Genomic DNA, 10613 nt, shown 5'->3' with positions numbered 1-10613 from the left:
TCGCGGCCGGGGCTTTGGAGGTGTTCACCGCGGAATCGTCGATCACGTACGACCGAGCGGCTGGGGCTTTGGAGGTGTTCCCCGTCGAGAGCAACGATCGCTTATAAGCGAGCGCAAATCCCCTATAACCGCTCGCCGTCGTAGTACCGCTCCTCTACCCGCCGGTCGAACAGCCGCGAGAGCAGCGCGGTCAGCGGTCCCTCGACGCCGTCGCCGTCGGCGGCCAGCCCGTCCACCGTCTCGACCGGCCGGATCTCCCACGTCGAGTTGGTGAGGAACGCCTCGTCGGCCTCGCGCACCGCGTCCGGCGTGTACGTCCCCTCCTCGACCGGAATCCCCTCTTCCTCCGCGATCTCGATCACGGCCCGACGCGTCACGCCGGGGAGGATCGGCCCGTCGAGCGAGGGCGTCTTGAGGGCGGTGCCGTCGGCGAAAAAGAGGTTCGAGGTCGCGCCCTCGGCGACGTTCCCCGCCGGATCGAGCATCAGCGCCTCGTCGGCGCCGGTCACGCGCAGCTCCAGCCGAGCGAGGATGCCGTTGAGGTAGTTGTGCGTCTTCGCGTCGGCCGGAAGCGCCCGCGAGGCGGGTTTGCGCGTCTTCGTCGTCTGGAGCGCGGCGGGGCCGTCGTGGACCGGCTCCGAGCCGACCCCGCCGCGGGGGAGCGGCTTCGCGATCACGACGACGGTGGGGTCGTCCGCGGGTTTCGGGTCGAGCGTCCCGGGTTGGACTCCGCGGGTGACGGAGAGCTTCACGTACGCGTCCGCGAGGTCGTTGGCCGCGAGCGTCTCGTCGATCCGGGCTTTCAGGTCGGCCTCGGCGAGGCCGTGGTCGAGCCCGAGCGTCTCGCAGGTGTCCGCGAGCCGCGCCGCGTGGTCCGCCCAACGGAATATCTCGCCGCCGTACGCGCGCAGGGTCTCGAAGGCGGCGTCGCCGTAGGCGAAGCCGCGGTCCTCGACCGAGACGGTCGCCTCGCTCGCGGGCACGATCTCGCCGTCGACGTGGTAGCGGAGCGTCTCTCGGGACTCCTCACTCATCCTCGCACACCTCCACGAAGTTCCGCACCAATGCTTTCCCCCGCGGCGTCAGGATGCTCTCGGGGTGGAACTGCACGCCCACGTGGGGTTTCTCGCGGTGACGCACGCCCATCACGACCTCGCGCTCGTCCTCCGTGCGCGCGGTCTCGACCAGCCCGTCGGGGAGGGCCTCGCGTTCGACGCACAGCGAGTGGTACCGCCCGACCCGGAGCCGGTCGGGGAGCCCGGCGAACACGCCCGCGCCGTCGTGGGTGATCGTCGACGGCTTCCCGTGGACCACCTCCGGCGCGTGACCCACTCGGCTCCCGCCGCTCGCGCACAGCGCCTGATGGCCGAGACAGACCCCGAACACCGGGCGATCGAGCTCGAAGGCGTCGAGCGAGACGCCGGCCTCGGCGGGGGTTCCCGGTCCCGGAGAGACGACGACGCCGTCCGGGTCGAGCGCGCGGATCCCGGCCAGATCGACCGCGTCGTTGCGCCGCACCGCGACCGCGCCGGCGACCTCGCCGACGTACTGGACGAGGTTGTACGCGAACGAGTCGTAGTTGTCGACGACGAGGACCCGCGCGTCGGACTCGCCCGCGCCGGGGCGCCAGCCGGCGTCGCTCTCGTCTCCCTCGCCGCCCGTGGTGTCCGACTCCCCGGCGGTCATCGGTCGACCCCCCCTTCGACCTCCTCCTCGACCGCCATCCCGCCCGCGGCGAGCGCCTCGTCGACCGCGGTCACGAGCGCGCGGGCCTTCGCGAGCGTCTCCTCGTACTCCGCGTCGGGCTCGGAGTCGTGGACGATCCCCGCGCCGACGCGCAGGTGGTACTCGTCGCCCCGCCGGACCAGCGTGCGGATGACGATGTTGAGCGTCGCCCGCCCGTCGAAGCCCGCCGCGAGCATCGAGCCGGTGTAGGGGCCCCGCCGCGTCTCCTCCAGTTCGTCGATGATCTCCATCGTCCGCGGCTTGGGCGCGCCCGTGATCGTCCCGCCGGGGAAACACGCCGCGATCGCGTCGGCGAGCCCCACGTCGCCCCGCGCCTCTCCCTCGATCAGGCTCACGAGGTGCATCACCTCGCTGTACCGGTCGACTCGCCGGTACTCCGACACGTCGACCGTGCCGAACCGCGACACCTTCCCGAGGTCGTTGCGCTCCAGATCCACGAGCATCGCGTGTTCCGCGCGCTCCTTCGCGTCGCCGGTCAGCTCCGCCTCCATGGCGGCGTCCAACTCGGGCGTCTCCCCCCGCGGGCGGGTGCCGGCGATCGGCTCCGTGACGAGGCGAGCGCCGTCGTCGTCGGCTTCGGCCGGCACCCGTTCCAACAGCAGCTCCGGACTCGCGCTCACGAGGTCGACGCCGGACGGGGCGTCGTCGCCGTCGTCGTCCCCGCCTTCGTCTCCCGCCCGCGAGAACTCGATCAGCCCCGAGTACGGCGCCGGGTTCACCGCCCGGAGCGCGTCGTACGCCTCGACGGGGTGGACCGCGGCCGGGGCGCGCAGCCGCTGGGAGACGTTCGCCTGAAACGTGTCGCCGTCGCGGACGGACTCTTTCACCCGGCGGACCGCCTCGGCGTATCCCTCCCGCCCCACGTCGCTCTCGAAGGTCGCCGTCGACGCGTCCGGGTCGGGCGCCGGCCCCACCGCGGGGTCACCCGACTCGATCCGGTCGATCAGCGCCCCCGCCCGCGACGCCCCGCCGTCGAACAGCGCGTCGAGCGCGTCGCGGTCGCCGTCCGGGTCGTCGGCTCCCTCGGGGACCCGCGGACAGGCGGTCACGCGGAGGGGAACTGCGGATCCCGCGGCGTCGTCGTCCGCCGGAACCGGACACTCCCACGCCGCAACGCGGTCGAAGACGCCGATCCGGAGCCGCGGGAGCCCTCGGTCGTCGACCGCGCCGGGGCCCGCCGGGGCGGGGGCCGGGAACGACTCCAGCTCGCGGGCCACGTCGTACGAGAGCCACCCGAACGCGCCGCACGGATACGGCACGTCGCAGTCGCCGCGAGCGAGAGCCTCGCCCTCGATCAGCCCCTCAAGCGCCGCGAGCGATGAACTCGGGCGTCGGTAGTCGCCGGTGGGGGTCTCCCCGTCTGCGCCCCCCGTCGCGACCGCCGCGTCTCCGGAGACGGTGAGCCGCTCGACCGGGTCGACGCCGAAGTACCCCCAGCCGGACTGGCCCCCGGTGGTCTCGTAACAGAAGCCGCCCGGCCCGTCGCGGGCGCGCCGGTAGGCGGCGAAGGGGTCCTCGACGGTGACGCGGCGCTCGACCGGCACGCGGGCGCCCGCGGGCGCCGCGGCGGCGACCTCGCGGAACCGGCCCCGGTCGGTGTGTACCGATCGCTGCATGCCTCCCGGTTCGACGGGGCGGACGAAACAGTTGCGGTCGACCGTCCGAAACGGTCGCCGTCAGCGGCCTCAGAACTCCTTGGCGCGATCGATCCACGTCGCGGCCCGCTTCTCGCCGACGCTCGCCCCGTCGGCGACGGCCTCGGCGTCGGCGGCCGCGAGGTCCGAAATGCTCTCGATCCCGATCGCCGCCAGTCGCTCCGCGTAGGCCGGCCCGATGCCCTTCAGCTCCTCGACGTGGGCGCCCGTGTCGTCGTCGTCGACCGCGACCTCGTCCTCGCCGGTGTCCGCGGCTTCCGCCGGCTCGGCGGCTTCGGACGGGTCCTCGGCGGCCCCCTCCTCGTCGACCAGCGACTCGGTCGAGGCGGCCGCCTCCGTCTCGGTGGCGACCGGCTCGTCGACGCCCGGCTCGTCGTCGGCCGCTCCCTCGTCCGCGGCGTCATCTGCGTCGGCCGTCGGTTCCGGCTCGGCCTCTGGTTCTGATTCCGGTTCCGGTTCGTGCTCGACGGTCACTTCCGGGTCCGTTTCCTCGCGTTCGGCGGGGGCGCTCCCGAAGCCGAGCTTCTCTTTGAGCTTCTGCAGTAGGGCCATCGTCGGCAGATACGAACGTCGGATATTTAAAAGCCGTCGCCGAGGGGGCGTCTCACCGACCGCCGTCGCCGCCAGCGGCCCCCTCCCCGCCGCCGACCGCGTCTCGTCAGTTTATAAGGATCACCGGCGCGTACGGGAGGTGTGAACGCTCTCAACCCGATCATGTGGTCGGTCCACGTCGCCTTCGCGGTGCTGTGGACCGGCGGCGTGTTGTTCGTCGCGTTGGCGGTGCTTCCCCCCGCGCTCCGCGGCGAGATCGACGGCGGCGCGCTCGGCTCGATCGTCGGCCGCCTCCGCTGGGTCACCCGGATCGCCGCGCTCGTGTTCCTCGCCACCGGCGGCCACATGGCCGGCACGCTCTACACCTTCGCGTCGCTCACCGGAAGCGCCCGCGGATATCTCGTGGTGACGATGATCGGCCTGTGGTTCCTGATCACCGGCCTCGTCGAGGTCGGCAGCGGGAAGCTCCTCGACGGCATCGACGCCGGGAAGCTCCGCGAACCCGCCCGCGACGCGAAGCCGTTCTTCTACGGCGCCGCCGGACTCTCCGTGGCGCTCGTCGTCACCGCCGGCCTGCTCGCGAGCCCGACGCCGTTCTAAGGCGGTCGCGGGTAGGTTCGGTTCTGTCCCGCTGTCGCCTCACTCCAACTCCGCCCGTAGCGCCGCGTTCATCGTCTCGACCGGCGCGTCGGCGCCGGTCCAGGTCTCGAACGCCTCGACGCCCTGGAACAGCAGCATCCACGCCCCGTCGATCGTCGTCGCGCCCGCGGCGTCCGCCTCCCGCAGGAGGCGCGTCTCGATCGGCGCGTACACCGCGTCGAGCACGGCGAGGTCGCCGTGGAGGTGGTCCGCTGGCACCGGCGTCGCCTCGGGCTCGTCCATCCCCACGCTGGTGGCGTTGACCAACACGTCGGCGCCGGCGACGCGGTCGCCGAGGTCGTCGAGCCCCCCGCCGGTCGCCCCGGGGACCGCCTCGGCCAGCTCGGCCGCCCGCTCCGCGGTGCGGTTCGCGACGTGGACCGCGGCGCCCGCGTCGGCGAGCGCGAACGCGGCCGCCCGCCCCGCGCCGCCCGCTCCGACGACGACCGCGTCCCGGCCGTCCAGTTCGACGCCGTGATGCGCGAACGCGCGTTTCACGCCCGCGGCGTCGGTGTTGTGCCCGCGCGGGCGGTCGGCCTCGCCGGCGCGGACCGGGGCGAAGTCGACCGTGTTGACCGCGCCGATCCGCTCCGCGAGGGGCGCCGGGTCGACCGCCGCCAGCGCGTCCCGCTTGAACGGGACCGTGACGTTGAGCCCGGCGACCCCGAGCGCGCCGGCCCCCTCGATCGCCGCGGCGGCGTCGTCCGGGGCCGGTTCGAACGTCACGTAGCGCGCGTCGATGCCGAGCGACCCGTAGCCGGCCTCGTGCATCGGCGGCGACAGCGAGTGGCCGACCGGGTTCCCGATCAGTCCGTACACGTCCATGCCCGCTGAGGCGGGCGCGACCGACAAAAGCGGCGCGGTCGACCCGACGAAACGGAACCCGGTCGACCCGACGCCCCCGAGACGCGAGCCGGTTACTCCCCGTCCGTCTCCCGGTCCGCGTCGATCACGTCCTCCAGCGTCTCCGTGCCAACGTCGCTCGCGAGCTTGACCCCCACGAGCGAGACCACGATGCCGCCGACGATGAACGCCGCGAGCTGTTGGACCGGGCTGACGGTGACTCCCCACATCCCGAAGGGGGCGAGGATCGCCTCCTGCGCGAGGAAGTAGCCGGCGAACCCGCGGACCACCAGGGCGACGGCGGCGATGACGAACGGGAGGTTGAGGTACGGCGTCCGGATCCCCTCGTCGCGGATCAGCTCGTCGAGCAGCCGGCCGACCGCCGCGGTCACGCCCGCGACCGCGAACCAGGGGACGGCGGCGTAGGTGAACTCCACCGCCTCCACGAGCGCCGGCACGCCGCTCAGCTCCGACGCGGAGAGCACGCCGAAGAAGCCGCCGACAAGCGCTAACCCGCCGGCGACGACGTAGGTCACGATCGACACCTGGCCGGCGTACAGCGCCTCCCGGATCCGCTCCGGCATCCCCGCGACGAACCGGTCGATCGCGAGGCCCTTGTACAGGAGCGCGGCCCCGAGCAGCCCGGCGACGCCCGCGACCGCCTCGCCGGCGGAGAACCAGTAGAACAGCGCGGGCAGCAGCAGCAGCGCGATCCCGAACGGGACGAGAATCGTCGACCGGAGCTGCTCGTCGGCGAGGAACTGCTTGAGCAGGTAGTAGGTCGACTCGATGTCGCGGGCCTGCCGGACCACCACGCGGTCGACGGAGTCGACCGGGATCCGCGACTCGACGATCGGGAGCACCTGCTCGTCCTCCGCGGAGTCGACGACCGCGATCGCGGCCCGGGGGTCGTACCGGTCGACGAGGTCGTCGAGCTGCGCGGCGATGGAGCGGTCGGCGCCGACCGCGCTGTCGCTCTCGGCCGAGACGACCGCGACGACCGCCTCCTCGCGCTCGTCGCGGAGGTCGCGGGCGACGCGTAGCGATTCGAGCAGGCAGTTGACGCTGGCGTCCTCCGGGTCGCTCAGCCCGGCGTCCGTGACGAGCGATCGGACCGCCTCCCAGCCGGCGACGGGCATGGGGACGTTGGTGGCCCGTCCGATCGCTCCGGATCGGTCGATGCAGATGACCAGCGTCGTCACGTTCCGACAGTCGATCCGCCCGGATAAAAAGCTCCCCGTCCCCGGGGGATCGGCGCGGCCCCTCCCGCCGGTGGCGGCCTACCGGAGCTCCACGTCGACGTCGCCGCCCTCGTTCGTGAACGCGCTCGCGACGCCGCTCCCGGCCGCGAACGCGACGCGCTCGGCCCCGATGCCGAGCCGCTCTGCGAGCCCGCGTTCGGGCGTGAACTCGCGGATCTCGGGCTCCGCGCCGATCAGCGTCTCGAGCCGGTCTTCCACGTCGTCCTCGGTGCCGAGCTCGTCGACGAGCCCGATCTCCGCGGCGTCGCTGCCGAGGTAGACCCGCGCCTCGGTCTCGCGGATCGCCTCCGGATCCATCTCTCGTCCCTCGCTTACGGTCTCGACGAACTGCTCGTAGTAGCCGTCGATGATCCCCTGTAAGTACTCGCGCTCGTCCTCCTCGATCTCTCGCAGCGGAACGCCGGCGTCCTTGTACTCGCCGGCGGTGAACTGCTCGTAGGAGATGCCGAGCTTGTCGGCGAGCCCCGCGGCGTTCGGTCGCGAGCCGACGACGCCGATCGAGCCGACGAGGCTCGCGTCGCGCGCCCACAGCTCGTCGCAGCCGCTCGCGATCCAGTAGCCGCCTGACGCGCAGGTGTCGGTGGCGTACGCCACCGTGGGACCGTCGAACGCGGCCGCCGCGCGCCGGATGTCGTCGCTCGGGAGCACCTCGCCGCCGGGGGTGTTGAGCTCGACGACGAGCGCCTCCACGTCCTCGTCCTCGTCGGCCGCCTCGATCTGCTCGACCACGTCGTCGGCGATCGCTCCGCCCGGCCCCGAGAGCGGCGACGGCCGGCCGGTGTCGCGAGTGATCGGCCCCGAAACCGTCACCTTCGCCGCGTTGTACTCTTCCGTCTCGCCGAACCGACCGCGGGTGAGCCGAGCGATGAGCCGCTTGCCGGCTATCGTCGCGGTCGCGCCGACGACGGCTGCTGCGAGGAGGTTCCGTCCGGTCGAACGCGCGTCGCTTGCCATACCGCCGGTAGGGAGCGACGCCGTTTATATGCTGCCGTCGGCGACAGAATCCGCACGTCGCCGCTGCATCGACGGCGCTCGAGCGCGCCGAGACCGCGGTCCGTCGGGTGGGACGCCGCAAAGGCCGACCTTTTGTAGCGTTGCGTAGTTGGACGCCACAGGGATGGCAGGCAACGAGGACGAGAGCTCGTTCGTCCAGTACGGCATCGACGACAAACCACCGCTCGGGAAGTCGCTCCTCTTGGGCGCTCAGCACTACCTCACGATGGTGGGCGCGAACATCGCCGTGCCCCTCATTCTCGCCGGCGCGATGGGGATGCCCGACGCGGTCATTCCGCGGTTCGTCGGCACGTTCTTCGTCGTCTCGGGGATCGCGACGCTCGCGCAGACGACGTTCGGCAACCGCTACCCGATCGTGCAGGGGGCGCCCTTTTCGATGCTCGCACCCGCGCTCGCGGTCATCGGCGTCGTGACGGCGAACCCGCCGGAGGGGATCGTCGCCTGGCGGGCCGCGCTCCTCCAGCTCCAAGGCGCGATCATCGTCGCCGCGCTCGCCGAGGTCGCGATCGGCTATCTCGGACTCGTCGGGCGATTGCGGAAACACCTCTCCCCGGTCGTCATCGTGCCGGTCATCGTGCTCATCGGCCTGTCGCTGTTCAACGCCCCCGAGATCACCACCGCGACTCAGAACTGGTGGCTCGTCGCGCTGACGCTGGTCACCATCGTTCTCTTCTCACAGTACCTCGGTGGCAGGTCGAAGATCTTCCAGCTGTTTCCGGTCCTCCTCGGGATCGCCGTCGCGTGGCTACTCGCCGCCGCCCTCTCCGTCTCCGGCGTCTTCGCGCCGGGCACGCCCGGATACATCGATCTGGCGAGCGTCGCCGCGGCCGACCCGATCCACCCCATCTATCCGCTTCAGTGGGGGGTTCCGAGGGTTACGCCCGCGTTCGTCATCGGCATGCTCGCCGGCGTCGCCGCCTCGATCGTCGAGTCCATCGGCGACTACCACGCCGTCGCCCGCCTCTCCGGCATGGGCGCTCCCAGCAGCGAACGGATGACTCACGGCATCGGCATGGAGGGCCTCATGAACGTCTTCTCCGGGGTGATGGGCACCGGCGGGTCGACCTCGTACTCCGAAAACGTCGGCGCCATCGGCCTCACCGGTGTGGCCTCGAGGTACGTCGTCCAGATCGGCGCCGCGCTCATGATCCTCGTCGGGTTCGTCGGCTACTTCGGCCAGCTCGTCGCCACCATTCCGAGCCCGATCATCGGCGGCCTCTACATCGCCATGTTCGCTCAGATCGTCGGCGTCGGCCTCTCAAATCTCAAGTACGTGGATCTCGACTCGTCGCGCAACATCTTCATCATCGGAATCGCGCTCTTCTCCGGACTGGCCGTTCCGGAGTACATGCGCAACGTCGGAACCGCGGACGCCTTACAGCAGGGGTTGGCCGACAGCTTCCTGCTCGGCCAGCTCCTCGGCGCCGACGTCGTCGCGAACACCCTCTACGTCATCGGATCGACGGGCATGGCCGTCGGGGGGATCGTCGCGTTTCTGCTCGACAACTCGATCGCGGGGACGGCCGTGGAACGCGGGCTCACCGCGTGGGAGGAAGCGGCCGAAGAAGACGAGGAGTTCACGTCCGCGTACGACCGCTTCGTCTCCGAGGACCAGCCGCCTCGCACCGACTGATCCCCGGTCAACGCGGAGCGGCCCGACGGAATCCGACACGTCTCGCTCACGGCTCGCACCCGCGCCGCTGAACGCGACCGCTCGACCGCTCGCGGCGCTACCGCTCGGCACGTCGCAAAAGAACCGTAGAAACGTCGCCTTCGACCGAACTACAGCAGGCCGGTCTTCTGGAGCTTCATCAGGTCCTCGGTGTCGAGCGTCTCGCCCTCCTTGAACTTCTGGTAGATCTCCTCGGCCTCCTCCTTCTCTTCCTCGCGCTTCTCGGCGCGCTCGTCCTTGCGCTCCTCCTCCTCTTCCTTGTCGAGCTCGCGCAGGCGCTTCTGGACGCGCACGAAGTCCTCGTGGTGCTGGTCGGCGGCCTCCTGGGCCTCGACGAACAGCTCGTGCATCTCGTCGGCCTCGTCGCGGATGTCGTCGGCCTCGCGGTAGGCCTCGATCATCTGGTTGTGGTGCTCCTGGGCCTTGTCGGCGAGCTCCGTCACCTTCTGGTGGTGCTGGGACGCCTCGGAGCGAACCTCCTCGGCCTCCTCGACGAGGTCGTCGAGCTCGCTGGTGTCGTCGACCTTCTCCTTCTTCTCGGCGAGCTTCTCGCGCTTCTCGTCGATCTTCTCGATGAGCTCGCGCTCGTCCTCGGCGTCGAGGACCTCCGTCTGCTGACGGAACTCGAGATCCTCGATCTCCTCTTTGAGCTCCTCGATGGACTTGCCGGAGCCGAGCTCCATATCCTGTTTGAGCTCCTCGACCTCGTCGAACAGCTCGTTGGCCTCGGCGTTGAGCTCGTTGCGCTTGTCCTTGTGTTCCTGGACCTGCTCGTTGAGCTCGTCTCGCTTCTCGCGGTGTTCCTGGGCCTCGTCGACCTTCTCGCGCGTCTTCGCGTTGAGGTCGTCGCGCTTGGAAGCGCGCTCGGAGGCCATCTGGTTCAGCTCGTTGCGTCGGTCGCGCAGCTGACCGGCGCGTTTGATGAGCTGTCCTTTCGACCCGTTCTCAAGGTCGTCCTCAGAAAGGTCCACGTTGTCCGCCTCGTCCATTGCCTCGATCTCGTACTGTTCGATGACTTCTTCTTTCGTTACCATTTTTTATCTCTCCATCACCGCTCCGGGGATGGCGAGCGCTCGCCGTCGTGCGTCGAGCCGTACACAAGAGCTCCCGTTCATTTCAGCGTGCGATCCCACCAGCGCCGGAGGCGTTCTGGTACCAGATCGTACCGCGGGCCGACATATAAATACTTCGGTGATTCGGGTGTAACCCGGTAGCATGGGCCGTGTACTC

At 70.7% G+C, this 10613-nt stretch carries 10 protein-coding genes; 2 read left to right on the top strand and 8 right to left on the bottom strand.

All coding sequences use genetic code 11. The features are described from left to right. Positions 1-122: 122 nt before the first annotated feature. The 4 genes from DJ69_RS02140 to DJ69_RS02125 all read right to left on the bottom strand — a co-directional run bounded on the left by DJ69_RS02140 (position 123) and on the right by DJ69_RS02125 (position 3953). On the bottom strand, positions 123-1034 hold the full coding sequence (locus DJ69_RS02140) for an aminotransferase class IV (RefSeq protein WP_099254099.1): 912 nt from the start codon (positions 1032-1034) through the stop codon (positions 123-125). Beyond that, positions 1027-1686: an anthranilate synthase component II gene (locus DJ69_RS02135; RefSeq protein WP_099254098.1), complete on the bottom strand. Its 660-nt coding sequence runs from the start codon at positions 1684-1686 to the stop codon at positions 1027-1029. The genes DJ69_RS02140 and DJ69_RS02135 overlap by 8 nt, the downstream gene beginning before the upstream one ends. After that, positions 1683-3362: an anthranilate synthase component I family protein gene (locus DJ69_RS02130; protein WP_099254097.1), complete on the bottom strand. Its 1680-nt coding sequence runs from the start codon at positions 3360-3362 to the stop codon at positions 1683-1685. Before DJ69_RS02130 ends, DJ69_RS02135 begins: the two co-directional genes overlap by 4 nt. A 69-nt stretch (positions 3363-3431) precedes the next feature. Continuing rightward, positions 3432-3953, bottom strand: coding sequence for a helix-hairpin-helix domain-containing protein (locus tag DJ69_RS02125; protein ID WP_099254096.1), 522 nt, complete (start codon positions 3951-3953; stop codon positions 3432-3434). A gap of 141 nt (positions 3954-4094) precedes the next feature. Here DJ69_RS02125 and DJ69_RS02120 point away from each other — a divergent pair, with 141 nt between their 5' ends. Beyond that, complete coding sequence (locus tag DJ69_RS02120; RefSeq protein ID WP_099254095.1) at positions 4095-4553, top strand: transporter; 459 nt, start codon at positions 4095-4097, stop codon at positions 4551-4553. A 39-nt stretch (positions 4554-4592) separates the two neighbouring features. Here the strand turns inward: DJ69_RS02120 and DJ69_RS02115 are convergent, their stop codons facing one another. The 3 genes from DJ69_RS02115 to sppA all read right to left on the bottom strand — a co-directional run bounded on the left by DJ69_RS02115 (position 4593) and on the right by sppA (position 7651). Continuing rightward, on the bottom strand, positions 4593-5417 hold the full coding sequence (locus DJ69_RS02115; RefSeq protein ID WP_099254094.1) for a shikimate dehydrogenase: 825 nt from the start codon (positions 5415-5417) through the stop codon (positions 4593-4595). Positions 5418-5509: 92 nt separating this feature from the next. Continuing rightward, positions 5510-6637, bottom strand: a complete 1128-nt coding sequence (locus DJ69_RS02110; protein ID WP_099254093.1) for a DUF373 family protein — start codon at positions 6635-6637, stop codon at positions 5510-5512. A gap of 78 nt (positions 6638-6715) precedes the next feature. Then, positions 6716-7651 carry a signal peptide peptidase SppA gene (gene sppA / locus DJ69_RS02105; protein ID WP_099254092.1) on the bottom strand — a complete coding sequence of 312 codons (936 nt, stop codon included), beginning with the start codon at positions 7649-7651 and terminating at the stop codon, positions 6716-6718. A gap of 163 nt (positions 7652-7814) precedes the next feature. Between sppA and DJ69_RS02100 the strand changes: the two genes are divergently transcribed. Then, entirely contained in the window at positions 7815-9344 is a 1530-nt protein-coding gene (locus DJ69_RS02100; RefSeq protein WP_099254091.1) for a uracil-xanthine permease family protein, read from the top strand. Positions 9345-9493: 149 nt separating this feature from the next. Here DJ69_RS02100 and DJ69_RS02095 read toward each other — a convergent pair whose 3' ends face one another. Beyond that, positions 9494-10417 (bottom strand): coiled-coil protein, encoded by a 924-nt coding sequence (locus DJ69_RS02095; RefSeq protein WP_099254090.1) that lies wholly within the window; start codon positions 10415-10417, stop codon positions 9494-9496. Between the last annotated feature and the right edge of the window lie 196 nt (positions 10418-10613).

It is taken from the genome of Halorubrum persicum (assembly GCF_002727125.1).
Taxonomy (GTDB): Archaea; Halobacteriota; Halobacteria; order Halobacteriales; family Haloferacaceae; genus Halorubrum; species Halorubrum persicum.
This window is presented reverse-complemented; position numbering and strand designations above follow the sequence as displayed.